Source organism: Avibacterium sp. 20-132, assembly GCF_023611925.1.
Lineage (GTDB): Bacteria > Pseudomonadota > Gammaproteobacteria > Enterobacterales > Pasteurellaceae > Avibacterium.
Genome location: NZ_CP091456.1, coordinates 2,006,762 through 2,032,884, shown reverse-complemented (window position 1 = coordinate 2,032,884; position 26,123 = coordinate 2,006,762). Strand labels below are relative to the sequence as shown.

At 40.5% G+C, this 26,123-nt stretch carries 22 protein-coding genes, 1 tRNA gene and 1 riboswitch; of the genes, 13 read left to right on the top strand and 10 right to left on the bottom strand.

Annotated elements, in window-relative coordinates:
• Positions 1-8: 8 nt before the first annotated feature.
• The 8 genes from L4F93_RS09700 to dld all read right to left on the bottom strand — a co-directional run bounded on the left by L4F93_RS09700 (position 9) and on the right by dld (position 8,811).
• Positions 9-761 carry a PFL_4669 family integrating conjugative element protein gene (locus L4F93_RS09700; RefSeq protein ID WP_250350091.1) on the bottom strand — a complete coding sequence of 251 codons (753 nt, stop codon included), beginning with the start codon at positions 759-761 and terminating at the stop codon, positions 9-11.
• A gap of 323 nt (positions 762-1,084) precedes the next feature.
• Positions 1,085-2,311 (bottom strand): STY4528 family pathogenicity island replication protein, encoded by a 1,227-nt coding sequence (locus tag L4F93_RS09695; RefSeq protein ID WP_250350090.1) that lies wholly within the window; start codon positions 2,309-2,311, stop codon positions 1,085-1,087.
• A gap of 163 nt (positions 2,312-2,474) precedes the next feature.
• Positions 2,475-3,026 (bottom strand): DUF2857 domain-containing protein, encoded by a 552-nt coding sequence (locus L4F93_RS09690; RefSeq protein WP_065189233.1) that lies wholly within the window; start codon positions 3,024-3,026, stop codon positions 2,475-2,477.
• Between the two features lie 10 nt (positions 3,027-3,036).
• Entirely contained in the window at positions 3,037-4,743 is a 1,707-nt protein-coding gene (locus tag L4F93_RS09685; RefSeq protein WP_250350089.1) for a ParB family protein, read from the bottom strand.
• Positions 4,733-6,109, bottom strand: coding sequence for a replicative DNA helicase (gene dnaB / locus L4F93_RS09680; RefSeq protein ID WP_250349885.1), 1,377 nt, complete (start codon positions 6,107-6,109; stop codon positions 4,733-4,735). Before dnaB ends, L4F93_RS09685 begins: the two co-directional genes overlap by 11 nt.
• Positions 6,102-6,941: a ParA family protein gene (locus L4F93_RS09675; RefSeq protein WP_250350088.1), complete on the bottom strand. Its 840-nt coding sequence runs from the start codon at positions 6,939-6,941 to the stop codon at positions 6,102-6,104. The genes dnaB and L4F93_RS09675 overlap by 8 nt, the downstream gene beginning before the upstream one ends.
• Before the next feature lie 85 nt (positions 6,942-7,026).
• Positions 7,027-7,102: transfer RNA gene (locus L4F93_RS09670), tRNA-Asn, on the bottom strand.
• Positions 7,093-8,811, bottom strand: coding sequence for a D-lactate dehydrogenase (gene dld / locus L4F93_RS09665; RefSeq protein WP_250350087.1), 1,719 nt, complete (start codon positions 8,809-8,811; stop codon positions 7,093-7,095). Before dld ends, L4F93_RS09670 begins: the two co-directional genes overlap by 10 nt.
• Positions 8,812-9,220: 409 nt before the next feature.
• On the opposite strand from dld, the gene L4F93_RS09660 reads away from it, so the two are divergent.
• The 8 genes from L4F93_RS09660 to L4F93_RS09625 all read left to right on the top strand — a co-directional run bounded on the left by L4F93_RS09660 (position 9,221) and on the right by L4F93_RS09625 (position 17,703).
• The gene (locus tag L4F93_RS09660; protein ID WP_250350086.1) at positions 9,221-9,979 is read left to right on the top strand and encodes a hypothetical protein; all 759 of its coding nucleotides are present in this window, start codon (positions 9,221-9,223) and stop codon (positions 9,977-9,979) included.
• Complete coding sequence (locus L4F93_RS09655; protein WP_250350085.1) at positions 9,979-10,527, top strand: septation protein A; 549 nt, start codon at positions 9,979-9,981, stop codon at positions 10,525-10,527. Before L4F93_RS09660 ends, L4F93_RS09655 begins: the two co-directional genes overlap by 1 nt.
• Before the next feature lie 8 nt (positions 10,528-10,535).
• Positions 10,536-10,994 carry an acyl-CoA thioester hydrolase YciA gene (yciA, locus tag L4F93_RS09650; protein ID WP_250350084.1) on the top strand — a complete coding sequence of 153 codons (459 nt, stop codon included), beginning with the start codon at positions 10,536-10,538 and terminating at the stop codon, positions 10,992-10,994.
• Positions 10,995-11,011: 17 nt separating this feature from the next.
• Positions 11,012-11,308, top strand: coding sequence for a YciI family protein (locus L4F93_RS09645; RefSeq protein WP_250350083.1), 297 nt, complete (start codon positions 11,012-11,014; stop codon positions 11,306-11,308).
• Between the two features lie 103 nt (positions 11,309-11,411).
• Positions 11,412-14,018: a bifunctional aconitate hydratase 2/2-methylisocitrate dehydratase gene (gene acnB / locus L4F93_RS09640; RefSeq protein WP_250350082.1), complete on the top strand. Its 2,607-nt coding sequence runs from the start codon at positions 11,412-11,414 to the stop codon at positions 14,016-14,018.
• Between the two features lie 214 nt (positions 14,019-14,232).
• Positions 14,233-14,322: riboswitch (TPP riboswitch) on the top strand.
• Between the two features lie 102 nt (positions 14,323-14,424).
• A complete protein-coding gene (locus L4F93_RS09635) occupies positions 14,425-15,477 on the top strand; it encodes an ABC transporter substrate-binding protein (protein ID WP_250350081.1) in 1,053 nt (350 codons plus the stop codon).
• A 78-nt stretch (positions 15,478-15,555) separates the two neighbouring features.
• Positions 15,556-16,644, top strand: coding sequence for a metallophosphoesterase (locus L4F93_RS09630; RefSeq protein ID WP_250350080.1), 1,089 nt, complete (start codon positions 15,556-15,558; stop codon positions 16,642-16,644).
• A gap of 9 nt (positions 16,645-16,653) precedes the next feature.
• Positions 16,654-17,703 carry an ABC transporter substrate-binding protein gene (locus L4F93_RS09625; protein WP_250350079.1) on the top strand — a complete coding sequence of 350 codons (1,050 nt, stop codon included), beginning with the start codon at positions 16,654-16,656 and terminating at the stop codon, positions 17,701-17,703.
• A gap of 46 nt (positions 17,704-17,749) precedes the next feature.
• On the opposite strand, the gene metC is transcribed toward L4F93_RS09625, so the two are convergent.
• Positions 17,750-18,943 (bottom strand): cystathionine beta-lyase, encoded by a 1,194-nt coding sequence (gene metC, locus L4F93_RS09620; RefSeq protein WP_250350078.1) that lies wholly within the window; start codon positions 18,941-18,943, stop codon positions 17,750-17,752.
• A 157-nt stretch (positions 18,944-19,100) separates the two neighbouring features.
• Here metC and L4F93_RS09615 point away from each other — a divergent pair, with 157 nt between their 5' ends.
• From L4F93_RS09615 to L4F93_RS09600, 4 genes are all read left to right on the top strand, one after another.
• Positions 19,101-19,703: a peroxiredoxin C gene (locus L4F93_RS09615; protein WP_250350077.1), complete on the top strand. Its 603-nt coding sequence runs from the start codon at positions 19,101-19,103 to the stop codon at positions 19,701-19,703.
• Positions 19,704-20,108: 405 nt separating this feature from the next.
• Positions 20,109-21,110, top strand: a complete 1,002-nt coding sequence (purR, locus tag L4F93_RS09610) for an HTH-type transcriptional repressor PurR (RefSeq protein ID WP_250350076.1) — start codon at positions 20,109-20,111, stop codon at positions 21,108-21,110.
• 219 nt (positions 21,111-21,329) lie between these two features.
• A complete protein-coding gene (gene ppc / locus L4F93_RS09605; protein ID WP_250350075.1) occupies positions 21,330-23,969 on the top strand; it encodes a phosphoenolpyruvate carboxylase in 2,640 nt (879 codons plus the stop codon).
• Between the two features lie 117 nt (positions 23,970-24,086).
• Positions 24,087-24,410: an HI1450 family dsDNA-mimic protein gene (locus L4F93_RS09600; protein ID WP_250350074.1), complete on the top strand. Its 324-nt coding sequence runs from the start codon at positions 24,087-24,089 to the stop codon at positions 24,408-24,410.
• Positions 24,411-24,515: 105 nt separating this feature from the next.
• Here L4F93_RS09600 and L4F93_RS09595 read toward each other — a convergent pair whose 3' ends face one another.
• Entirely contained in the window at positions 24,516-25,904 is a 1,389-nt protein-coding gene (locus tag L4F93_RS09595) for a glucose/sorbosone family PQQ-dependent dehydrogenase (protein WP_250350073.1), read from the bottom strand.
• Here L4F93_RS09595 and L4F93_RS09590 point away from each other — a divergent pair.
• Positions 25,889-26,089 (top strand): hypothetical protein, encoded by a 201-nt coding sequence (locus tag L4F93_RS09590; protein WP_250350072.1) that lies wholly within the window; start codon positions 25,889-25,891, stop codon positions 26,087-26,089. The genes L4F93_RS09595 and L4F93_RS09590 overlap by 16 nt on opposite strands.
• Positions 26,090-26,123 lie beyond the last annotated feature (34 nt).

The following is a 26,123-nucleotide window of genomic DNA, read 5'->3' as shown; positions in this document are numbered from 1 at the left end:
ATGTTTTTTTATTCTGAGCCACTCTCAACAAACTCATCTTGTTCTGGTTCAGCTTCAGATGACGAGGCATTTTTTATGACTGGAGCAAAATTTGCACGTTTTTCACCCGATAAAATTTCAGGGGATAATTCATACTTCATCCGTTTTATCGCGGCTTTATAACGTGCATTATTTTCGATTGCATCACGACGGGTAATCCCAGAATGGCGATAATTTTCAACTAAACCAAAACATTGACGTATGAGTTTTGCCCCAGCTTCAATCCAATCTGAGGCCTCGCTACGCGTCATTAAGGCAATATGAGAGGCAGCCATTACCGCACAAGCGAGTTCATCAAATTTTAGAAAAAGGTAAATTAATTGATAGCCAAGTTGAGAATTAAAGGTCAATGCATAACGTGCGGGCTCTACTGATACTGAATTTTCCATATGGAATGCCGCAGGGATTTGTTCACTATAAAGGTAATTTACCTTATCAACCAATTGCTGCATTTCCTGACGATAACCCAGCACCTTGGTTTCAAACCGTAGTAAATAATCATCCGCATAAGGATCATCATTCGTTGCCGCACGTTGAATTTGACTCAATAAGCTCAGGCAATTCGGCATACTGATGATCCCTGCACGGGTAATTTTGCCTTGTTCATTTCGTACAGCTGCACGCCCCACCCATAATTTAGAGGCATGATGAGTATTGATGGTAATTTCAGGTGCACTGCGTAGTGGCCCTGGTCGTTGATTTTGAAGATCGGTGGTTGTCATATAAATACTCCTTATTCTATGGTTAATTTTTGTACTTTGGAGGGAGACCCTCCAGTGATTAATTTTTATACTTTGAAGAACCCTTCTTCACTGATTGTTTTTTGTACTTTGTCCAGCCCCTACACAGTGGCTATTTTTTATACTTTGTGTAGCCCCTACACAGTGGCTATTTTTTATACTTTGTGTAGCCCCTACACAGTGGCTATTTTTTGTACTTTGTCCAGCCCCTGGACAGTGATTATTTTTTGTACTTTGTCCAGCCCCTGGTCAGTGATTATTTTTTATACTTTGAAAAGTCCCTTTTCAGTGGTTGTTTTTTGTACTTAATTCAACAACTGTGCTTTAAATTTCCGTATCATTTCCGCTCTCGCTTGCCGTTGTTCAAGGGATGGCACAGGCGATGATATTTGTCTTTGTTTTGGCACAATCGCTTGTGGTTGTGATTGATTCACCACTGGCGTATGGCATTGGCTTAAGTGTTGTTCAAGCAAATATGGGGTAAATTGCCCCAAATGGGCTTTTCTTACTAAACTGAGTAAATATCCTTGTGGTTTCTTAATGGTTCCCTTTGCAAGGCGTTCGTGTGCTTCAAACAAAATGGCTTGGCATAGCCCCAAGTCTAGCCCTTCCATTGCTTTGGCTACAGCCCGTTTTTCAAAGTCGTTTAAGTTGAGCGTCCAATCAATTTCCTCTGGCGTACCTGTACAGTATTTATTTATAAATACAGTACTGTACTTGTACGTAGTATTTGCTGAGTTCCTTAATGGAACTGAGCCTAAAATCAATGAGTTAGCCTGTTTTTCTTGGCAGAGTTCCCTATTGGAACTTGGGCTATTTTGACTGAGTTCCTTAATGGAACTCGGTAAATTGGTCATTTTTTCACTGAGTTCCTCACTTGCTTGACCAAGTTCCCTATTGGAACTCAGCAAATTCTGCTGCACAGTATCTAAATTTAAATGAGAAAAATCAGCCTCTTTTTCATTTCCAAGACGAGAACAATAATCTTGATAACGAGCTTGCATCCAATCAATATGCGAAACATAATGCCACTGGGTTTTATCTGACAGAATATTATCGACAATATGCGTTGCAACCCCTCTCACTACAACGTCTTTATGTTTTGTGGATGAATGGAGCAAATGCAAGTAATCTTCGTTAAGTTGAATCGCATCTAATATGGGAATAGGCTCATCGTGCAGTAAATAGACATTCCCTTTTACTTGCCCTAATTCATTACGCACGGTTTCACAAAGGGTCAACCACCTTGTCAGGCGTAGCAGTAATAAGGTTTGGCTGACGGTTTTACGCGATAGGCTCGCATTCAAGTAAGGCTTATCTGAAAGCAGTTTTCCCAATACCTCGTAAGACGGAAATAATCCCCCTTGAAACTCTCTCGCTTTATGCTTGATAAGCTGCCAAGCAAATTTGGCTCGCGGGGTTAAATAAGGATCATAAAGTAGCCGTGTTGGCACGGTTTCGTGCTGATTTCCAAAAAAGAGTAATCCCTGCTCTGTTTTGGGCGATGTGGTGATTTGCTCAAAAATTGTCATGTTTAATTCTCCAAAACCTGTAGTGAATTATTCCGATTGTTTTGGGTCTGTATTTCGCTATAATGCTTTTGCTTTCTTAACAAAGCCACTTATAAGGGAATGCTCCATATAGCAATCCCGATCCCCCAAGAAGAGCCTGATACTCACCTTGGGGGACTCTTTTTTATTTTTTATGACGATACCAAGGCTCAACTGCACGCCAAATCGCAGTCAAATTAATTTGCGTTTCTTCCGCAAACAACATTAATAATTCCAGACCTTCCATTGATTCTAAACTCTGGATACTGCCTTTATGTTGACACCATAATTCCCATAACAGCGTCTTTTGCTCATCAGTGGCTGTCGCTTTTCGTCCAGGCTCTTCACGAATCCCCAATAAACTGCGTCTTGCTGAGACTTTCGTCGTACTCAAACCAAAGTAGGCATTCAACATCTGGATAGACGCACCAAGGAGCAAGGCTCTATCAATAATCATTCGTTCCTGCGAATTGACTTGTGCCATTTTGACCATTTTCCAAAAGGCACTGTGATCGATACTAATCGCTGCAATCGGCACTTTAGATTGAGCAATATCGTACATTTCATCAATGCTTAACTGTTGGATTTCACTGAGTTCTGCCGTTGAAAAGCCAAGGTGATGGCAGGTATTCACGTTACCTTCGCGGATATTATTGACAATGTGGTCTAAAATCACTTTATTTAAATTATCAAGCATAACGCCTCCATTAAGCTGAAGCCCGCAAATAGCGAACAAGACGAATGAGTCGAAATAGTTTCACCAAGGTGACATCATCAATTTTAGGTTCTCGATCTGCCGAACCTAACAATAATGCCGTATCAAGAAAACAGGCTTCCGAATAGGCTAGATTCTGTGTTTGCAACATACTGAGCAACTCATAAATGGTACGTTGGGTATCATCTTTTAAGGAATCTTCGACGGCTTTCATCTGAAAGCTGTAATCGACGGGCTCGTTTACAACGTGTTCAACGAGTTCATCAAGCCCAAACTGCTCGGCAATATCTAAAGCAAGCGAATAGGCTTCCGCTTTATGTTGGCGACTTGGGTACACCTGCCAAATATCCGCAACAGGTTGACGACCAACACAAGCAAATTCCAACCCATTTGCAATGGCTTGTTGCTCACGTTGAGCCTGAATGCTCATTCCTGGCGTAATGCCGTAATTTTGGGCAAATTGCTGGGCGAGATCTTGGGTTGGTTCAGAACGAGAAACCTCATCAACTGTTTCAGTATTCACCATGTCATTGACTGCTTCCGTTTCTAAACTATCGTGGCTGACATCTTCTACAAAAGTGCGGTCATTTTTTTCTGCGTTTTCGGTACGTTCATCAAAGATTGGTGTAATGGCACTTGTACTTTCTGATTCGGTCATCTCAACAGGTTGAACAGGTTCAGAAAGGGATTTTTCCAATTGCTGTTGCTGAAATCTCGCTACATCTTCTTCACTATGCTGAATTTGGGCATCAATTTCTTGCTGCTTTTTCGCCAATTTTTGGAATTTACGCTCATCGAGATCCACTTCCATATAGAGCATTTCATAGCTGACTTTACCCTCAAGGGCATCCGTCATCTCATTAATTAAGGCATCTTGAAAGGTTTTCACATTGAATGGGTAATCATCATTACAACGAGACAGGCTATTTTGCCAAATGGCTTCAAACGTGATTTCTGTTTCAAATTGATACTGTTGCCAGACTTCAAGGGCGTTATTGCGAATGGCTAACAACTTATCTATTGGGCTATGACCTAAGCCGTTAAACAATACATCTGGAATAAATGGATATAAATACTTTATACAACGCTCCATCTTAGTTATTAATACTTGAGATATAATATAACCATCATTCTCAAGTGCCGATGATAAATCTCGTGAAGATAGCTGTTTCCCCACTTTTTTCTCGTAGTATTCTTTCGCCTGCTGAATCCCTAGAGCTTTCTCAATAAAGGTTAAATCAGCACGCGTATCATTTTCAATTAAATGACCGATCAGCAAATCCAGCTCGGCTTCCACACTGTCGGCTGTTTCCCCTTTCCAAGGTTTATATAAGCATTCAATCGCCCAAAAACGCTGATCTTGGGTTTCACTGAACAACTCTTTTAAGGCTTGGATACGGGTATTTCCCCCGTCTGCGATGATATAAAACGGCTCACCTGGACGTTGGGTAATATTGGGCTTATGATCGAGTCCACGACGTCGAATGGATTCTTTGATCATTTCAAAATTAGGATTACGGGTTTTGCGTGGATTATGCTCATAAGGGCGTAATTTATCCAAAGTTACCGTAATATACTGAGAGGTTGTCGGGTAATGCGTTGCAGCCGCCCCTACATAAGAAGGCGAGGTATTCACCATTGGTGCAACATTTAAATTCCGTGCCACGGCATCTGATAATTTTTTGTTCTTAGTATTCATCGTAATATCCACCTAAATTCATTTCATTTTCAAATAAACTAAACTCACCATAAAAACGGCATTTCACGCTCCCTAATGGTCCATTACGTTGTTTGCCGATAATGATTTCAGCTAGCCCCCGATCAACACTTTCTGGGTGATAGACTTCATCACGATAGATAAATAGGATCACATCAGCATCTTGCTCTAACGAGCCAGATTCGCGTAAATCCGCATTGACAGGGCGTTTATTGGTGCGTTGTTCTAAACTACGATTGAGTTGTGAAAGGGCATAAACAGGACGCCCTAATTCTTTGGCTAAGGCTTTCAATGCTCCTGAAATTTGCGTGATTTCAAGATGTCGGTTCTCTACTCTGCCTGTGCCTCGCATTAATTGGAGATAATCAATGAACACCGCCGCAGGCAAACCATATTGGCGGCTATATTGACGTACTTTACTGCGTAATCGAGGGATCGTTAATGCTCCCTCATCATCAATAATTAAACGTTTGCTCCAGTCTTTTTGAATACGCCCCACAGCCTCAGAAAGTTTGCCCCAATCTTCTTCCTCAAGCTCAGTTGCTCGACGAATCTTTTGCAAACTTACTCGTGATTTCATTGCCATAAAACGTTGTAATAACTGGTCAGCTGGCATTTCCTGACTGAAATAAAACACGGGCTGATCCGTCAGCTTATCCAGAATACTTGCAGTGGCCGTGAGAGAAAGTGCCGTTTTTCCCATCGCAGGGCGAGCAGCGATGATAATCAGTTCCCCCGCTTGCCCGCCAGTGGTCAATTCATCAATTTGTTGAATACCTAATGGTGTGCCTGTAACAGGATCCGCACTTAAGGTAGATTGCTCCATCTTATCGAACATTTGCGAAAAAATGTCCGCTAATTGCACCGCACTTTTATCTGTTTGATTTAACGAAATTTTCGTATATCGCTGTTCAATCTGCTCGGCAAGTGCTGCCAAATTTTCCGCATTCTTAGGCTCCTTCATTTCACTTAAAATAAACTGCCCCAAGGCTAAAAATTGGCGTTGCCGACTATATTGTTTGACCAGCTCTGCATAAGCTACAATGTTGGCAACGGATGGCGTGTTATTGGCTATTTCAGCTAAATAGGCAATCCCCCCGACATCTTCCAGCCTGCCTTTTTCTTTGCAAGATTCCGATACCGTGAGTATATCAATGGCTTTATTTTGGTTAACCAGTGACGCAATAGTTTCAAAAATATAGCGATGCTCGACAATATAGAAATCTTCAGGGGTGAGAATGATCGCCACATCATCAAAGCAATCCGCATTAATCAATAACCCGCCAATGACGGAATATTCTGCCTCAAGCGAATAAAGCTCAGCGGGGGATTTTTTCGTTTTACGCATTATGTCCTCCTAAACCTTGCTCAAATTGATGGGCAAATTGAGGTAACAAATGCATACACAGTGCCTGAATTACGGCATACTCTGCTTTGCTATGTCGATAGACGGGCAATGAATAGGTTGCCGCCTCACGGTAAGCGACTTTGTCAGGAATATGAAAATCAAGGAGGGTTTTATCAGCACTTAAGTTTTGCTCAAAAAGCTGTTTTAGCTGACTAAGCACAAATTTCACATCATTGGTATGATCGACACAGTTAGGCACCGCTTTGAGCGGCGGGAGCGAAAACCCAAATGCCTCAAAGGTCTGCAATTCTTGGTACATACCTATCGTGCCGCGAAGAAATTCTTTTGCGGATAAAATATGTGGCAAGATAGGACAAAATAATAAATCGGCAGCAAGTACAGACATATCTACCGTAATATCTCGCGTTCCGCGTGTATCCACAACAATCACATCATAGCCTTTGAGTTTTTTCAGCAGAAAGCTAAACCGTATTGCACCATCAGGGGCATTGCGTAGCATCTGGCTAACATTATTTGTGGGATCGTTGGATTGAATTAAATCTAAATTTGGCAGGGTTGTTTTTGAAATAATATGGGCGGGATCGACATCTTGATAGGTCAAAAACTCGTGGATACCACCTGGTGCAACATAATCTAAGGCAAAATACGCACTGAGTGTCGGTTGCGTATCGGTATCAATTAATAAGGTCTTTAACCCGTGATCTGCACAAAATGCACCAATATTCGCCGCATTTGTACTTTTTGCTGAACCGCCTTTGGTCGATGCGATAGTAATGATGAATGGTTTTTTAGATAGATTTGAATTTTCCATTTGATACTCTCTTAACAAAACGATTGTTAATAAAGTATCGACTAGGAGTTAGATAGGATTTTGTAACATTACTAACCAACAAAGTTGGCTCCTCCTGCTGGACTTGAACCAGCGACATATGGATTAACAGTCCACCGTTCTACCGACTGAACTAAGGAGGAGTAGAAATGGTGCCTCGAGGCGGAATCGAACCACCGACACGGGGATTTTCAATCCCCGGGTTGAAGCTGTTGGTTGGATCTAATTTTTGGTAAAAGGCTTTTAATTCAGGTTTCGCTTCATATAAATGTCCGACATTATGTTCCGCTGGATATTGCGCCCCACGCTGATCAAGCAATGCCAACATTTCGTGTTCGATTTGTTCCCAATCATAGCCTTTTTTCACCAAATAATCTTGATGGAATACATAGCACATAAAATGTCCGTAATACAGTTTATGGATTAATTTATTTTCCAACTCTACTGGGAGTTTCTCGAACCAATCTTGATCATTACGACGCAAGGCAATATCCAATGCCACGATTTCTTCCACCTCTTGCTCGTGAATCGCACGATAACGAATTGCCGCTGATGCCACAGCAAAACGATGTAACATCGCTGCTTGTGTTTCTTCTGCACTGCATTCAAAATATGCCCCTTTGGACTTATCAGCAAAGCGTGTCTGCAAATATTCTCTGGCTTCTTGCACGCCATTCCCGCCCATTTTTAGGATTAAATGATGTTCATATTGATCGCGATAATCTCTCAAGCGTTGTGGCAAATGCTGTGGCAACAATTTAGAAACAAATTGCAACATTTTGTCGCTGATATGATTTGGTAAAAAAGTCAATTTTTTCATTAGGCGATCAGCTTTGGCTTTGAGCGCAAATAATTTTGGCAAACGGTGCGTGCCAAAACGTTTAATCACCCAGAACGTATCTTTTCCATACTCTGCCGCAATATCAAAAGCATCACGATGAATATATTCGCCCGATACAGGTAAGGTACTAAATTCTGCCAAAATATGACGGCGAATATCCGTTAAAACTTGCGTGTCATTTGTGCCAATATAAAACACCGCACTTTCTTTATCTTGTGGGAACGTATCCAAACGTACAGCAAACACCCCCAACTTTCCCGCACTACCAGAGGCTTCATAATGACGGTTAGGATCGGCATTAAAACGTGCTGGCGTGTCGGCATCAATTTGGCGAACGTGATTGCAATAATCGTGATCGTGTCCTTTTCCGCAGTCAAGATGAATATCTTTACGCTGATAACGTCCTGCTTGTAAGTTGGTAAGAATTTCTTCTGGCGTCTCGCCTAAATCAATACCAAGATTATTGATCAGATGTAATTCACCATTCTCATCTAACTGTGCATACAACGCCATTTCCGTATAAGCTGGACCACGTTGAACCAATGCACCACCAGAATTATTACAAATTCCACCAATCACCGAAGCACCAATACAAGATGAACCAATAACAGAATGCGGTTCACGTTTATATTCTTTCAGCAACATCTCCAGATCATTTAAACGCGAACCTGCAAAGCACACCACTTGCTCGGCATTATTAATGGGTTGAATGCCTGTCATTCGCATAGTATTTATCAAAACAATATCACGCTCGTAATCATTTCCTGCCGGCGTTGAACCTCCTGTAAGCCCCGTATTTGCTGCTTGTGAAATCACGATCACATCGGCTGCCACACAGGCTTTTAACACCTTCCAATATTCCAATAATGAACCAGGACGAACAACCGCAAGCACCTTGCCTTGCCCAAAGCGATAACCCGTGCTGTACTCTTCAGCTTTTAATGGATCGGTAATCAGATACTTCGGTGTAACAATTTGCGCTAATGTATCAATTAAATGCGTTGCAGACATACAATACCTCTTTAATAGAATGTAACAAGGATTTAACATTTACTATAAAATGAATATACTTGCATTTCAATGTAACTAATAAAATTATTTTGCTTTTCTTTTGATAGCAAAATAAAGGTTTTCTACCATAGAAAATAAATAATTCAAACGGGAAGATTATGGCTTATCACAAATCTCAATTTTGTGATGTAGTTCAAAGTTTTTAAAATTTTGTTAAAAAATTTAAAAATTTTATTTACCGCACTTTTCATTTTGTTTAACAATAGAGAAGATTTGATCTAACCCAAAATCAAATATGACAACACAAAAAATCCTTATTCATAACCAAGGCGAGGTTTCTACTAAAGGAAAAGCAATGGTTAGCAAGTTATTGTATAATGTCGCAATGATTTTTTACTGGAAATAAAGAATGAACATTAATTTTACTCAAATTTTTCAAGATTGTTGGTATTTTATGCGTAATCAAAGGACGATTACCCAGCAATTTATCTTTTTCTTTTTTATTAACGCACTAATTTTCTATTTTCTTTTAACGACAGTCGTACCGATGCCCGAAATCAGTCAGGCAAATGGACAAAGTTTACCCTTACCGAATAATATCAGTGCTGAATTTTTACTGTTAGGCATCGCACAACAATTAGTCAGCCTATTTCTTTCTTCTTGGGGTATTCTCACTTTTCACCGCATTAGTATTCAACAACAAAATCCATTAAATCAAAGTGCGGTGCTAACTTTACAACGTTTTGTTGGCGTAGTGGTCATTAGCTTGATTGGATTTATTCCGCTGATGATTGGCGTGGTAGAAAGCCTGTTCGCCATTTTACAAGGGCAATCGCCTTCAATGCTTTCTTTGGTCGCGATTTTGCTTGGCTTTTTTATTTTTGTGCGCTTAAGCCTTGCTTCTACAGAATATCTCATTAACCCTGTAAGCATTATGCAAGCATTGAAAAATAGCTGGTTAAGCGGCGTAAAACGCACTGCGCCGTTATTGATTTATTGTTTGTTAATTTATGTCGTACTGCCTTTTGTACTGAGACGTATCACGGCATTAAGCGACAATCTTATTTTCGATGTCCTAATGCTCTTTTTAACTGCCGTAGTGAGCGTATTTTCTTTACTTTTCACCTACCGCTTTTACAGCTTATTTATGCGCAAGGATCAACAATAATGAAACAGATTTTAGAATTTATTCCCTTACTCGTCTTTTTTATTGTGTATAAACTAGTGGGGATTCGTGAAGCCGCAATTGCCCTAATTATTGCCACCGTCATTCAGCTTGTGGTGCTAAAAGTCAAATACGGTAAAATTGAAAAACAACAGCTCATTATGGGAAGTGCAGTGGTTTTTTTTGGTGCATTATCCGCCTATTTCAACGAATTAGCATTTTTAAAATGGAAAGTGACGGTGATTTATGCCTTGTTCGCTTTGGCATTAATCATTAGCCAAGTGATGTTTAACAAACCGCTCATTCAGCAATTATTAGGTAAAGAAATTCAGCTACCTGATGCGGTTTGGTATAAATTAAATATGGGCTGGGCGTGCTTCTTTCTGCTTTGTATGGTGATTAATATTATCATTAGTCAATATTTCTCTGACGATATTTGGGTCGATTTCAAAACGTTTGGAATTATTGGGCTTAGCCTTATTGCAACAGTAGCAACGGGCGTTTATATTTATCGTTATCTTCCACAAACGGATAATAAAGAACAACAATAGGAAAAATTATGTCTGTTTTTATTGAAACCAAAACGGGGCGACAATCCCAAGGTAGTTTATTACTTCGTACATTAGCGATGCCTTCTGATACCAACGCCAACGGCGATATTTTCGGCGGTTGGATTATGTCGCAAATGGATATGGGCGGCGCTATTTTAGCGAAAGAAATCGCACACGGGCGTGTCGTTACCGTTGCCGTTGATAGTATGACCTTTATCCGCCCAATCTCCGTTGGCGATGTGGTATGCTGTTATGGGCAATGTGTTAAAGTCGGCCGTTCTTCTATTCAAATAAAAATTGAAGTATGGGCAAAAAAAGTGTCCAGTGAACCCATTGGTGAACGTTATTGTGTGACGGAAGCGATCTTTACCTTCGTTGCAGTAGATAATAAAGGAAAATCTCGTGCCATTCCGCGAGAAAACAACCCAGAACTAGAAAAAGCATTAGCATTAATGGCAAAACCCTAATCAAGGAGAACAACAAAATGTATTATGTTATTTTCGCACAAGATAAACCCAACACACTCGCTCAGCGTCTTGCTGTGCGTGAGCAACACCTCGCTCGTTTAAAACAATTACAAGCAGAAAATCGTCTATTAACCGCGGGACCAAATCCAGCCATTGATGATGAAAACCCCAGCGAGGCAGGCTTTACCGGTTCAACGGTTATTGCTCAATTTGATAGTCTTGAAGCCGCCCAACAATGGGCAAACCAAGATCCTTATGTGGAAGCAGGGGTTTATGGCGAAGTCATCATCAAACCATTTAAGAAAGTTTTCTAAGTAAAAACACTCAAAAAAAGCACCGCACTTTTCTTTTAGTTAACTCAAGTGAGAAAAAAGAAAAGTGCTATCCCTAACGATAAAAACAATAAGAGGAAACACAATGTCAAACTTTCTACACGATTACCAAAAACATATTGATGAACGTGCCGCACAGGGTGTTGTGCCAAAACCATTAGATGCCGAACAAACCGCACAGCTTATTGAATTATTAAAACATCCCCCAGCAGAGCAAACGGAATATCTTCTTGAGCTTTTTAAAACCCGCGTACCGGCTGGGGTGGATGAAGCCGCTTATGTGAAAGCCTCTTTTCTTGCCGCCATTGTCAATGGTAGCGCCCACTCTCCCTTGATTAGTCCTGAAAGTGCGGTACAAATTTTAGGTACAATGCAAGGTGGTTATAATATTGAACCACTGCTCCAAGCCCTTGATAATGACACCCTTGCCCCTTATGCCGTCACCGCCCTTTCTTCCACGTTATTAATGTTCGATAATTTCTACGATGTAGAACAACGAGCCAAACAAGGCAATGCTTACGCACAACAAATTCTTCAATCTTGGGCAAAGGCTGAATGGTTTTTATCACGTCCAAAATTAGACGAAAAACTCACTGTTACCGTATTTAAAGTATCGGGTGAAACCAACACAGATGATCTTTCTCCTGCTCAAGATGCGTGGTCACGTCCAGATATTCCTTTGCACGCTCTAGCAATGCTAAAAAATGAACGAGAAGGCATTCAACCAGATGAAGCCGGCAATATTGGACCAATTCAACAAATTAATGCCTTAAAAGAAAAAGACTATCCACTGGCTTATGTGGGCGACGTTGTAGGCACAGGTTCATCTCGCAAATCTGCGACGAATTCGGTGCTATGGTTTATGGGAGAGGATATTCCTTATATTCCGAATAAACGCGCGGGTGGCGTGGTATTAGGCGGAAAAATTGCCCCTATTTTCTTTAATACGTTAGAAGATGCGGGAGCATTGCCGATTGAGGTCGATGTAAGCAAACTCAATATGGGGGATGTGATTGATATTTACCCTTATCAAGGCAAAATTTGCCAGCATAATAGCGATCAAGTATTAGCCGAATTTCAGTTAAAAACCAATGTATTATTAGATGAAGTACGCGCTGGCGGACGTATTCCATTAATTATCGGACGAGGCTTAACACATAAAGCACGCCAAAGTTTAGGTTTAGCTGAAAATGATATTTTTGCCAAACCACAAGCAATAGCCGATAACCATAAAGGGTTTACCCTCGCACAAAAAATGGTCGGGCGCGCCTGCGGTGTAGAAGGTATTCGTCCGGGACAATATTGCGAACCAAGAATGACCTCTGTCGGCTCACAAGATACCACCGGCCCAATGACCCGTGATGAACTAAAAGATCTCGCCTGTTTAGGGTTTTCCTCAGATCTTGTGATGCAATCTTTCTGCCATACCGCCGCCTACCCTAAACCGGTGGATGTGGTCACCCATCACACGTTGCCTGATTTTATTATGAACCGAGGCGGTATATCGCTTCGTCCCGGAGATGGCGTTATCCACTCTTGGCTAAATCGTATGTTATTGCCTGATACCGTAGGAACAGGCGGAGATTCACACACTCGCTTCCCGATTGGCATTTCTTTCCCTGCTGGTTCAGGCTTGGTGGCGTTTGCTGCTGCCACAGGTGTAATGCCACTGGATATGCCGGAAAGTGTGCTTGTTCGCTTCAAAGGTGAAATGCAGCCGGGCATCACCTTGCGTGATTTAGTCCACGCCATTCCTTATTATGCCATTCAACAAGGCCTGCTCACGGTAGAAAAACAAGGCAAGAAAAATATTTTCTCTGGTCGCATTTTAGAAATTGAAGGATTAGAGCATCTTAAAGTGGAGCAAGCCTTTGAGCTTTCCGATGCCTCAGCAGAACGCTCTGCCGCCGCTTGTACCATAAAATTAGACAAAGCACCAATCATTGAATACCTGAATTCCAACATTGTATTACTCAAATGGATGATTGCAGAAGGTTATGGCGATGCGCGTACGCTAGAACGCCGTATCAACGCAATGGAAAAATGGTTAGAAAATCCTCAATTACTCAGCGCAGATCCTGATGCAGAATATGCTGCCGTGATTGAAATCGATCTCAATGAAATCAAAGAACCGATTTTATGTGCGCCAAATGATCCTGATGACGCTCGCCTTCTTTCTGAGGTGCAAGGGGATAAAATTGACGAAGTATTTATCGGCTCTTGTATGACGAATATTGGCCATTTCCGTGCAGCTGGAAAATTATTAGCCAAGTTTAAAGAGGTCATTCCAACTCGCTTATGGCTCGCCCCACCAACTAAAATGGATGCCAGCCTACTGACAGAAGAAGGCTATTACAGCATTTATGGTAAAAGTGGCGCACGGATTGAAATCCCCGGTTGTTCACTTTGTATGGGCAATCAAGCGCGTGTCGCCAATAATGCCACAGTGGTTTCCACTTCAACCCGCAATTTCCCGAACCGCTTAGGACAAGGGGCAAATGTGTATTTGGCATCAGCAGAACTCGCTGCTGTGGCTGCACTGCTCGGCAAACTGCCAACGCCAGAAGAATATCAAGCCTATGTGGCGGATTTACAGCAAGACAAAGAAGACACCTATCGCTATATGAATTTTGATCAACTTAATCAATATACGCAAAAAGCACAGGAAGTGATCTTCCAAGCCCCTGCTTAGTAAAACCTCAATCACAAAAGTGCGGTGAAAAAATCAGGAAAATTTCACTGCACTTTTCTTTCTATAAAAACCCAAACACCTTTATTTTGTGATTTCTTTGCGGATAAGAAGTGCGGTTATTTTTTGCTTATTTTTATTTCCTTTTTTCATCATTAATTATAGCCATTTAGTCTTTTCTATTTGACAGCAATATCCTGCCCTTTCTATACTAAACGGGAATTAGTCGGGGTGCTTTTTAAGCTGAGATGATACCCGTGAACCTGATTCAGTTAATGCTGACGTAGGAAACTAATTAGATCATATTCTTGCAAATAGCTATGTTGCAGAATATTCTTTTTTACCTTTCTAATTTCTTCCTTGCTCGTCAATATGACTTTTTAATCATTTAATTAATAAGGAAATGACAATGCAATTTAAACCTTTTTTCTCATCATTTTTATCAAAATGTGGCTTAATTTTTATTGTGCTAGGTGGATTCTTTTTATTTAGCCACAATGCTAACGCGGAAGGACGACTCAATATTTATTGTAGCGTGCAACATTCTGTGTGCGAAAAAATGGCTCAAATTTTTGCTAAAAAATATCACGTGGACACCAAATTTGTGCGTAATAGCACAGGGGCAACCTTAGCTAAAATCAAAGCAGAACAAGCCTTGCCACAAGCGGATATTTGGTATGGCGGCACCATTGAACCTCATTTTCAAGCTGCGCAATTAGGATTACTCGAACCTTATCGTTCGCCCCTACAAGCGGAAACAATGCCACAATTTAAAGCATTGCTCGACAAGCACGGTGATGTAACCGCAATTGGCTATATTATTGTGTTAGGCATTGGTGTAAATACGGAAAAGTTCAAACAATTAGGCATTAAGGACTACCCAAAATGTTGGAAAGATTTAACCGATCCCAAATTTAAAGATCAAATTCAAATGCCTGATCCGCGCAATACAGGTACCGGCTACACCTTTATCGCAACACTCGTGCAATTATTCGGTGAGGAAGAAGCCTTTCGTTATCTTAAAGCTTTAGATAAAAACATTTCCCAATATGCAAAAAGTGGCACAGAGAAATCCAATCTCTCGCGTGGGGATGCGGCGGTAACCATCGGTTTTATTAATGGTTATCAAACAGAAAAAGAAAATGGCGCACCAGTGGAAGCAATTTTACCTTGTGAGGGGGATAGCTATTCGCTTGGTGGTATCAGTATTTTGAAAGGGGCGAGAAATTTAGACAATGCGAAATTATTTATGGATTGGGCATTAACCCCAGAAGCACAAGAAATTGCGTGGCGTGAAGAAAAAATGTATCAAATTCCAACCAATATTCACGCTAAAGCCTCGCCAAATTCAACCGATCCAAAAACCTTAAAACTCATTGACTTTGATTTTGATCGCTTTGGCTCAGACGAAGAAGGAAAACGCTTAATAAAACGTTGGCTAGAAGAAGTGAAACTAAAGTAAGTTTACATTGACAAAGGATAAAGTGCGGTTAAAAATAACCGCACTTTATGATTTTTTACGTTAGGAAAGCTGTTCATAATGCGATACCAGGTTATTTTCGCAATTTGTATTATTTTCTTACAATGTTTTATTTATATTTTTAACCGCACCCTTTCTTGGCTTTATTTGCAAAATGCCAGTCCTGTTTGTCGTAAAATTTTCACCCTGAGTACTTATCTCGCTGCAAACAGTATTATTTTGCTCACTGTCTCGCGTATTTACCCGATGTTTCGCACTAGCGCTTTTATTTTGGCATTTTTGCTTTTTGCAAGCTTTGTCAGCTTAGCCTGTGTAGCTATTTACTTTATCTTTAGAAAACAAAAATTTAAGCCCAAATTGCACCGCACCTTAGCTTGGCTTTATCCTGTTGGTTTAATCAGTTTGATTGGATTGAGCGTCTATAATGCTTACACGCCACAAGTCATTCATTATCAAATTACCTTGGATAAACCTTTCAAACCCTTGCGTATTGGAATGGCGAGTGATTTTCACCTTGGACGATTATTTGGTGGCAAACAATTGGATAAGCTGGCTGAAATAATGAACGAGCAAAAAGTCGATATTATTTTACTCCCGGGCGATATTATGGATGATAATATTCGCGCTTATGTCGCAGAAAAAATGCGACCGCATCTTGCTCAATTACACGCCCCGCTTGGCGTTTATGCCACCTTAGGTAACCACGATTTCTTTGGACAACAGCAGGCGATTGCCAACGAAATTCGTCAAGCTGGTATTACGGTTCTGATGGATCAAGCAGTGCAAGTAGATAATCGTTTTGTGCTGATTGGGCGTAATGATGATTTATTTAAAGCGCGTCCAAAAACCAAAGATATAATTAATCGCTTAAATACCCATTTACCTATTTTTCTATTGGATCACCGTCCAACAGAAATTATGGCACATTCAACCTTACCTATTGATATTCAGGTTTCAGGCCACGCACATAAAGGACAAATCTTTCCAGCAAATTTAATCACAAAGGTGTTATATCGTTTAGATTACGGTTATGAGAAAATTGGCAACGGGCATTTTTTCGTTACTTCAGGTTATGGATTTTGGGGAATTCCAATGCGATTGGGATCGCAATCGGAAGTGTTTATTATTGATGTAAAAGGAAAAGAATAGGGCGTGAGAATGAACTTTCTAAATAAAAATTTAAGTAAAATTTACACCGCACTTTGTTTAGGCTCGGCAACGCTGTTTTCCAATGCCGTTCAGGCCGAAGGCAAGCTCACCGTCTATTGTAGTGTGCAAAGTACGACTTGTGAGAAAATCACGCAGGCTTTTAGTAAGAAGTATCATGTGCAAACTCAATTTGTACGTAATAGTACAGGGGCGACCTTATCCAAGTTAAAAGCAGAACAACACAATCCGCAAGCGGATGTTTGGTACGGCGGTACGATTGAATTACATTATCAAGCTGGCGATCTGGGTTTACTCAGCCCTTATCGTTCACCAATGCAAGCTGAAACAATGCCACAATTTAAAGCATTGTTAGATAAAAAAGGCGATCTGACGTCTATTTTATATATGCTCGTACTTGGTTTTGGTGTAAATACTGAAAAATTTGCTGAGCTAGGCATTAAAGACTATCCAAAATGTTGGAAAGATTTGCTTGATCCCCGCTTAAAAGGACGAATTCAAGTACCAGATCCTCAACTTTCCGGCACGACTTATACAGCGATTGTTACGCTGATTGAATTACTCGGTGAAGAAAAAGCCTTTGCCTATCTAAAACAGTTAGATAAAAATGTTTCTCAATATATGAAGAGCAATCAAGTTACCAGTAATTTAGCACGCGGTGAAAGTGCGGTCAGTGTTGGGTTCGTGCATAGTTATGCCACCGAGAAAGAAAATGGCGCACCAGTGGAAGCCATTTTGCCTTGTGAGGGTGATAGTTATTCCCTTGGTGGATTAAGCATTATTAAAGGCGCAAGAAACTTGGATAACGCAAAATTATTTGTAGATTGGGCATTATCTAAAGAGGCACAAGAAATTCCTTGGCGTGAGGCTGGGGTTTATCAAATTCCAACTAATGTGAATGCGCAAGCTTCACCCAAATCAGTTGATCCTAAAACCTTGAAGCTGATCAATATTGATTTTGACCGTTTTGGTTCGGCAGAAGAAGGCAAACGCTTAGTCAATAAATGGGTGCAAGAAATTAAATTGAAAAAAGAAAATTAACTTTTCGCAAAAAAATGACCCCACTTTTAATGTGGGGTCAGGCATTTTAACCTTTCAAACGTTCAAAGCCCGCTTTCAAATCAGCGATTAAATCTTCAACTTCTTCAAAACCAATATGCACACGGATTAATGTGCCAGTCAGTTTTCTATCAATATTAGGGCGAATTTTAGCAATCTCTTCTGGTTGATTATATAAAATTAATGACTCAAATCCTCCCCAAGAATACGCCATTGAAAACAGTTCAAAATGATCCATAAAGCGTTCTAATTGTTCTTGTGTTAATTTCTCTTTTAGTTCAAAAGAAAATAACCCGCTGGCACCCGTGAAATCACGCTTAAAGTTTTCGTGTCCCGGACAGCTTGCTAAAGCTGGGTGATAGACCGCTTTTACTTCAGGCTGTTGAGCTAACCATTGCGCAACTTTTATGCTGTTTTCTTGATGTTGTTTTAGGCGAACCGCTAAGGTACGAATACCCCGTGCGGTAACATAGGCGGTATCTGCATCCACCATTTGCCCCATTAAATAAGAATGTTCACGCAATTTATCCCAACAACGGGCGTTAGATACCGCAGTGCCGATCATTGCATCAGAATGCCCTACTAAATATTTCGTCCCCGCTTGGATAGAAATATCAATATCGTGTTCCAGCGCCTTAAATAACACGCCCGCCGCCCAAGTATTATCAATCATAATCACGACATCAGGATTAACCGCACGCACAGCTTTTACAATCGCAGGAATATCAGGCACTTCCATTGTCAGTGAGCTTGGCGATTCTAAGAACACCACTTTAGTATTTGGCTGCATTAAGTTGGCAATTTCAGCCCCCATCAGCGGATCATAATAGGTGGTACTTACCCCCATTTTTTGCAAAATTACGTTGCAGAACACTTGAGTTGGCTCATAAGCCGCACCTGTCATCAAAATATGATCACCAGTTGCCACAAAAGAAAGAATGGTATTGGTTACCGCAGCAGCCCCACAAGGGTAAAGATAACAGCCTGCCCCACCTTCTAATTCACACATTAAATCTTGCAAGGCAAAATGAGTGAGCGTACCGCGACGTCCATAATATAATGCGCCTTTAGTGAGGTTTTTGCCGGCTTCTTTTTTATCCGCTAAGCAATCAAAAACTAAAGAAGAGGCACGCTGAATCACAGGATTCACACTGCCTTGCGTCATTCTCTTTTTGCGTCCAGCGTGGACAAAGGTGGTGTTCGATGTAGTATTTGCTTTCATACATTTTCCTTACTTTTATTAAATTTAGGTAAAAATAATCAATTTAATAGATAAAAACAGTTATTCAAGTGCGGTGCTTTTCTTTAGAATATTTCCTGATTTACGCTTATTGTTGTTTAAGCATATCTATCATTAATTTTTATAGGAGATTTTTACTATGGTATTAGTAACTCGTCAAGCACCAGATTTTACTGCATCCGCTGTATTAGGCAACGGTGAAATTGTTGATAATTTTAACTTAAAAAAACACATCGAAGGTAAACCAGCAGTTATCTTCTTCTGGCCTTTAGATTTCACTTTTGTATGTCCATCTGAAATCATCGCATTCGATCACCGTTATCAAGAATTCAAAAACCGTGGTGTTGAAGTGGTTGGTGTTTCTATTGACTCTCAATTCACTCACAATGCGTGGCGTAAAACCTCTGTTGATGCAGGCGGTATCGGTGAAGTTCAATTTGCAATGGTTGCTGACGTTAAACACGAGATTGCTCAAGCATACGGTATTGAACACCCTGAAGCAGGCGTTGCACTTCGTGCTTCATTCTTAATTGACAAAGATGGCGTTGTTCGTCACCAAGTTGTAAACGATCTTCCACTTGGTCGTAACATTGACGAAATGATCCGTATGGTTGATGCGTTACAATTCCACGAAGAACACGGTGAAGTTTGCCCAGCACAATGGGAAAAAGGCAAAGAAGGAATGACCGGCAGCCCTGAAGGCGTTGCAAAATACTTAAAACAAAACGCAGATAAACTTTAATCTATTACTTGTTTAGCTTTATTTTCAATTTAATTTAGGAACTGGAAACTCACTAAGGTGAGTTCTCTTTACCTAAGGAACTTTTATAAAAACAATGCGTTATAAAAAAAGCTAAGTTTTCTAAACTTAGCTTTTTCTTTTAAATCAACTCATTAAAAAATTGATGAGGCAAGCGTTAGGATCACGCCTAAAGATAGCACAACCATCATCATTGCATAACCAAATGTACCCATAATTTACTCCTAAAAGTTGATAAAACTTGTCGGGATTATAGCAAAATTGTGAAAAAAAGAAACTTTCTTAAGTAAACAGGAAAAAGCTGTGATGAAGTGCAAATTTTTTCGCAATAACCCTTAACAATTCGATTTCGCCCTTTATAATAGCCAAAATTTTTTCGGAGGAATTATGGCAACAATTAAAGATGTGGCAAAAATGGCGGGCGTGTCCACCACGACGGTATCCCACGTAATTAATAAAACGCGCTTTGTTGCACCTGAAACAGAAAAGCAAGTACGCGAGGCGATTCAAGCACTCAATTATTCACCCAGTGCAGTAGCGAGAAGTTTGAAAGTCAATACCACAAAATCAATTGGTATGATCGTAACCACCAGTGAAGCCCCTTATTTTGCTGAAATTATTCACGCCGTTGAAGAGCATTGCTATCGCCAAGGCTATTCATTATTTTTATGCAATACCCAAAATGAACCAGAAAAAATTAAAAATCACCTTGAAATGCTTGCTAAAAAACGCGTAGATGGGGTGTTAGTGATGTGTGCAGAATACACGCAAGATTCCCTCGATCTGCTGGCAAATTTCACCGATATTCCAATGGTAGTAATGGATTGGGGACCAAATAATCAAAATACAGATATTATTCAAGACAACAGCTTTGAAGGTGGCTATATGGCAACCAAATATCTGATTGATAATGGGCATAAAGCCATTGGTATCATTGCAGGTGAATTAATTAAAACCACGGCTAAAACACGTTATGAAGGTTTTGTTAAAGCAATGACAGAGGCTAATTTGCCAATTAATCCCGATTGGGTAATGGAAGGTTTTTTTGAGCCAGAAGATGGCTATGAATGTATGAATAAAATCTTAAAGCAAGCACACTTACCTAGCGCGGTATTCTGTTGCAATGATGTAATGGCATTAGGTGCAATCTCTGCCATTGGAGAAAAAGGACTGAAAGTGCCTGATGATATTTCTATTATTGGCTATGACAATATTCACGCCTCGCGTTTTTATTCACCGCCACTTACCACAATACACCAGTCTAAATCTCGTTTAGGCGCACAAGCGGTGAATTTATTATTCCAACGCATTAGTGATAAATCAGGTCAGCACCAAATTATCGAAATGCACCCTGAATTAGTCGTTCGCAGTTCAGTTAAACAGTTATAATTCATCTCCTGCCCGTTACTATAACGGGCAATTTTTTAGACTAAATTTTAACAAATTACTAACATTATTAGATTTCATATAAAAAAAGATAAAAAATTCATAAAAAAACCACCACACTTTTGATTTATATTATTTTTTATCTTTTAAATAATTGACCTTTCTCCCTATTTTTGATTATATCTATCACAGAAAACGAATTTATTTTTTTGTGAGGTGCTTATGATCCAACAATACACAACACTGCGTAACAACATCAATATGCTTGGGCATTTCTTGGGCGAAACCATTAGTGATGCACAAGGTAGTGATATTCTTGACTTAATTGAAAATATTCGTGTGTTATCACGCAATTCCCGTGCGGGTGATGAAAAAGCACGCCAGCAGCTACTTGATACCCTCGCGACAATTTCTGACGAAAACATTATTCCTGTCGCGAGAGCCTTCAGCCATTTTTTGAACTTAACCAATATTGCTGAACAATACCAAACAATTTCTCGTCAGCATATTGACCAAGAATCTTCCGATCGCACGTTAGAAGCCTTATTTCAACGTTTAAAAGTACAAAATGTTCCTGTTGAGAAAGTCCTTGATGCGGTACAAAAACTGATTATTGAATTGGTGCTTACCGCTCACCCAACCGAGGTAACACGCCGTTCACTCGGGCATAAGCACGTCGAAATCAACCGCTGCTTAAGCCGTTTAGAACACGATGATTTAACCGAAGCCGAAACCACCAAACTTAAACGCCGTTTAATGCAACTTATTGCCCTCGCTTGGCATACGAATGAAATTCGTACCCAACGCCCAACCCCTGTTGATGAAGCCAAAGCAGGAATGGCAGTGATTGAAAATAGCCTATGGAAAGCGGTGCCAGAATTTTGTCGCCTATTTAATTTTCATTTAGAAAAAAACTTTGCGGTGCAATTGCCAGTGGATCTTGCTCCAGTACGTTTTTCTTCTTGGATGGGTGGAGATCGTGATGGTAACCCATTTGTGACTGCCCAAACGACTCGCCAAGTGTTACTAATGAATCGCTGGAAAGCAGCTGAGTTATTTTTAGAAGATATCAAAGCCTTAGCCGATGAACTTTCTGTAATTCAATGTACGCCTGAATTTCGCGCTAAATATGGCGATCACTTAGAGCCTTATCGCTTTGTCATCAAACAATTGCGTAGCAAATTGATCAAAACGGTGGCCTATTATGGCGATCAACTAGAAGGCAAAATCCCTGCTGTTGCGTCAGAAGAATGTTTAACTGATGATGAACAGCTTTGGGAACCACTTTATGACTGCTATCAATCTCTCCATCAATGTGGTATGCGAATTATTGCAAATGGGGCATTACTTGATTGCTTACGCCGTATTCGTTGCTTTGGCTTATCGCTTTCTCGCCTTGATATTCGCCAAGAAAGCACAAGACATAGCGATGCCATTGCGGAAATCACCCGTTATATTGGTTTAGGTGATTATTCACAATGGACAGAAGATGACAAACAAGCTTTCTTAATTCGTGAACTCAGTTCACGCCGTCCACTCTTACCGCGCGATTGGCAACCTTCTGCAGAAACGCAAGAAGTGCTAGATACCTGTAAAGTGATTGCAGAACAATCCGAAGGCGTGATTTCTTGCTATATTATTTCAATGGCGCGTACCGCTTCCGATGTGCTTGCCGTGCATTTATTGCTAAAAGAAGCTGGCGTACCTTACCACTTACCTGTTGTACCGTTATTTGAAACATTAGATGATTTAGACGCCTCCGAAGAGGTGATGCGTCAATTATTCAATATCGGCTGGTATCGTGGGGTCATCAATAATAAACAAATGGTGATGATTGGCTATTCCGACAGTGCAAAAGATGCGGGAATGATGGCCGCTTCTTGGGCGCAATATCGTGCGCAAGAACAACTCGTGAATTTATGTGAAGAATTAGGCATCGAACTTACCCTATTCCACGGGCGTGGTGGTACTATTGGACGAGGGGGCGCACCTGCACACGCGGCACTTCTTTCTCAACCGCCACGTTCATTAAAAAATGGTTTACGTGTAACCGAACAAGGAGAAATGATCCGCTTTAAACTTGGTCTCTCTGCGGTGGCAGTAGGCAGTTTAGATCTTTACGCAAGTGCTATTTTAGAAGCCAATTTATTACCCCCACCAGAACCTAAAACGGCTTGGCGTGAAGTAATGGATGAGCTTTCTCGCACATCTTGCGATATTTATCGTCGCGTGGTGCGTGGCGATAAAGATTTTGTGCCATATTTCCGCTCTGCGACACCAGAACAAGAACTATCAAAATTACCATTGGGTTCACGCCCGGCGAAACGCAATCCTAATGGAGGCGTGGAAAGTCTGCGTGCGATTCCTTGGATTTTCGCTTGGATGCAAAACCGCTTAATGCTACCTGCTTGGCTTGGTGCAGGGGCTTCAGTGCGGCTTGCTATTGAGCAAGGTAAAGGCAATATTATTGAAGAAATGTGTAAACAATGGCCATTTTTCTCAACTCGGATTGGTATGTTAGAAATGGTGTTCAGTAAAACCGATACTTGGCTTTCTGAACACTATGATCAACATCTTGTGAAACCTGAATTATGGTATTTAGGGCAATCTTTACGCGAACAATTAAACGCTGATATTCAAACAATTCTCTCTTTATCGCACGAAGATCAATTAATGTCCGATCTCCCTTGGATTGCAGAATCTATCGCTTTGCGTAATATTTACACTGATCCACTCAACTTATTACAAGTGGAATTATTACGCCGTTTGCGTGAAAATCCTGAAAACCCAAATCCTGATGTTGAGCAAGCCTTGATGATCACCATTACAGGTATTGCCGCTGGAATGCGTAATACTGGTTAAACGCAAGTATCGCCCAAAAGATAAAAGGCAAAGTGCGGTAAAAAATTACCGCACTTTTTCTTTCCTGATTATTCTTATGCTATGATACGCACTCTTTTCAAACAAATAAAAAAACCAATGACAGAACAAATAAAAAAACTCGATCCTGATACGGCTATTGATATTGCCTATGACATCTTCCTTGAAATGGCCGGAGAGAACCTTGATCCTGCGGATATTGTTCTCTTCAATTTACAATTTGAAGAACGCGGTGCGGTTGAATTTGTCGAAACGGCAGAAGATTGGGAAGAAGAAATCGGCGTATTGATTGATCCTGACGAATATGCTGAAGTTTGGATCGGCTTAGTCAATGCACAAGATGAAATGGACGATATTTTTGCCAAGTTCCTCATTTCCCACCAAGAAGAAGATCGTCAATATCATATTATTTGGAAAAAATAATCCCGATAAAAAGTGTGGTGAAAAATCACCGCACTTTTACTATTTAACCACAGTCTGATCTGTACTCGAAAAACTGGACACCTAATTTGAGGTGCAGATCAGCCATTATTGCCCCATATATTCAAAGACAATAATTGAACCGGGATTTGCCATTTTTGAAGTTGGCGTGTCATCTAATTGACGGCCATTTCCCATATTATCTGTTACCACATAAATTTTTCGGGTATCTGGGCTAACTAAAGCATTGCGATAACGGTTTGCACTGGTGAAATATTTTGCCGTATCCCCTTGCACATTACTCGCATCTTCATTCATTTTGACTTGATAGATTGCCCCACTCTTATAGGTTGCTAATAATAATGAATTACGGAACTCTGGAATAACGCCATCTTTCGGATAATATACCGCATTACCCGGTGCAATTGTTGGCCAGCAAATATAAGCCAGTTTTCCACAAGTGGCGTTAGTGTAATTGTAGTCATTATTCACCGTGAAGAACGTTTTGACAGGATCAATCACAGGTTCTTTGTAATCCGTTTCTTTTTGTGTTGGCACGCCTTCAGGAATCACATTGGGATCATATTTCACGCTCGGGCAATTTACCGCAGCAGAATAATTTGCATAAACATAAGCTAAATCATCTTTAAATCCCGCAACGTGTGGCCAGCCATAATTTCCACCTGCTTCAAGTTTGTTCAATTCATCATCGCTTGAAGGGCCTTGTTCTGTACTATAAAGATGATTTCCTACCCATACTAAACCTTGTGGATTACGGTGTCCGTAGGTATAAACGTGGCTTTTCACCCCTTTAATGATAGGGTTATCATCGGGAATTGAGCCATCTTTGTTAAGACGCAAGGTTTTTCCGTTATAAGCTTGGTAGTCGTGATTTTTCACCTGTTCTGCTGTCGGCAATTTTTGTGAAGTAATTTCATCGCAAACGTGTTTACCTTGGTTATAGCCTAAATCGCCCGTGGTGTAATAAAGTTTGCCATCTGGGCCAAATTTAATGCGTCCAGCATTGTGATCGACACCTGCAATAATATGGTCAATGACAATTTTCTCATCACCTAATTTGTTGACTTTCCCATCATAGGTTAAACGTACAATACGGGCGAATTTTTTCTCGCCATCCACATAAGTATAAGCCGCATAAGCATAAGGTTCACCTGCATCAAAATTTGGATCTAAGGCTAACCCTAACACGCCTTGATGTGGGAATTTTTCATAGGCATTGGCAAAATGATACAACACGGTTTTCTCGCCCGTTTTGGGATCAATGCTCACGATATTTCTGCCTGCACGTTCCGTTAGCCAAAGTTGCTCTTTCGGCCCCCAGATCATCTCCCAACCGCCATCAACCTTATCGGTTAATACTGTTGCTTCAAAATGTGAACCAAAATCCACCTTCCCATCTTTACTCACCACATCAATGGCATTTACGCTAGTTGTCGCAAATACAAATAATGCACCAGCAAATGCTAGTTTTTTCATTCTATTCTCCTATTGTTCTTCTTGATGTTAAAAAGCGAGCGGATTATATAAAACGAGGAAAAATAGCGATACCTATTATTAGAAAAGGTGTTTTTACCATTAAGAAAATTTATAGTATGGGCATAGATTCACAAGTGATTCTCATAAAAAATGAAGATAAAAAACAGCCTATTTCTGGTTTGTAAGAAATAGGCTGTTTATTTTGATAAACCGAGAGGG

What these genes read in the sequence shown, in the direction of transcription:
- L4F93_RS09700 (WP_250350091.1), bottom strand. Translation starts at nt 761, where the DNA reads ATGACAACCACCGATCTTCAAAATCAACGACCAGGGCCACTACGCAGT.
- L4F93_RS09695 (WP_250350090.1), bottom strand. Translation starts at nt 2,311, where the DNA reads ATGACAATTTTTGAGCAAATCACCACATCGCCCAAAACAGAGCAGGGA.
- L4F93_RS09690 (WP_065189233.1), bottom strand. Translation starts at nt 3,026, where the DNA reads ATGCTTGATAATTTAAATAAAGTGATTTTAGACCACATTGTCAATAAT.
- L4F93_RS09685 (WP_250350089.1), bottom strand. Translation starts at nt 4,743, where the DNA reads ATGAATACTAAGAACAAAAAATTATCAGATGCCGTGGCACGGAATTTA.
- dnaB (WP_250349885.1), bottom strand. Translation starts at nt 6,109, where the DNA reads ATGCGTAAAACGAAAAAATCCCCCGCTGAGCTTTATTCGCTTGAGGCA.
- L4F93_RS09675 (WP_250350088.1), bottom strand. Translation starts at nt 6,941, where the DNA reads ATGGAAAATTCAAATCTATCTAAAAAACCATTCATCATTACTATCGCA.
- dld (WP_250350087.1), bottom strand. Translation starts at nt 8,811, where the DNA reads ATGTCTGCAACGCATTTAATTGATACATTAGCGCAAATTGTTACACCG.
- L4F93_RS09660 (WP_250350086.1), top strand. Translation starts at nt 9,221, where the DNA reads ATGAACATTAATTTTACTCAAATTTTTCAAGATTGTTGGTATTTTATG.
- L4F93_RS09655 (WP_250350085.1), top strand. Translation starts at nt 9,979, where the DNA reads ATGAAACAGATTTTAGAATTTATTCCCTTACTCGTCTTTTTTATTGTG.
- yciA (WP_250350084.1), top strand. Translation starts at nt 10,536, where the DNA reads ATGTCTGTTTTTATTGAAACCAAAACGGGGCGACAATCCCAAGGTAGT.
- L4F93_RS09645 (WP_250350083.1), top strand. Translation starts at nt 11,012, where the DNA reads ATGTATTATGTTATTTTCGCACAAGATAAACCCAACACACTCGCTCAG.
- acnB (WP_250350082.1), top strand. Translation starts at nt 11,412, where the DNA reads ATGTCAAACTTTCTACACGATTACCAAAAACATATTGATGAACGTGCC.
- L4F93_RS09635 (WP_250350081.1), top strand. Translation starts at nt 14,425, where the DNA reads ATGCAATTTAAACCTTTTTTCTCATCATTTTTATCAAAATGTGGCTTA.
- L4F93_RS09630 (WP_250350080.1), top strand. Translation starts at nt 15,556, where the DNA reads ATGCGATACCAGGTTATTTTCGCAATTTGTATTATTTTCTTACAATGT.
- L4F93_RS09625 (WP_250350079.1), top strand. Translation starts at nt 16,654, where the DNA reads ATGAACTTTCTAAATAAAAATTTAAGTAAAATTTACACCGCACTTTGT.
- metC (WP_250350078.1), bottom strand. Translation starts at nt 18,943, where the DNA reads ATGAAAGCAAATACTACATCGAACACCACCTTTGTCCACGCTGGACGC.
- L4F93_RS09615 (WP_250350077.1), top strand. Translation starts at nt 19,101, where the DNA reads ATGGTATTAGTAACTCGTCAAGCACCAGATTTTACTGCATCCGCTGTA.
- purR (WP_250350076.1), top strand. Translation starts at nt 20,109, where the DNA reads ATGGCAACAATTAAAGATGTGGCAAAAATGGCGGGCGTGTCCACCACG.
- ppc (WP_250350075.1), top strand. Translation starts at nt 21,330, where the DNA reads ATGATCCAACAATACACAACACTGCGTAACAACATCAATATGCTTGGG.
- L4F93_RS09600 (WP_250350074.1), top strand. Translation starts at nt 24,087, where the DNA reads ATGACAGAACAAATAAAAAAACTCGATCCTGATACGGCTATTGATATT.
- L4F93_RS09590 (WP_250350072.1), top strand. Translation starts at nt 25,889, where the DNA reads ATGCTAGTTTTTTCATTCTATTCTCCTATTGTTCTTCTTGATGTTAAA.
- L4F93_RS09595 (WP_250350073.1), bottom strand. Translation starts at nt 25,904, where the DNA reads ATGAAAAAACTAGCATTTGCTGGTGCATTATTTGTATTTGCGACAACT.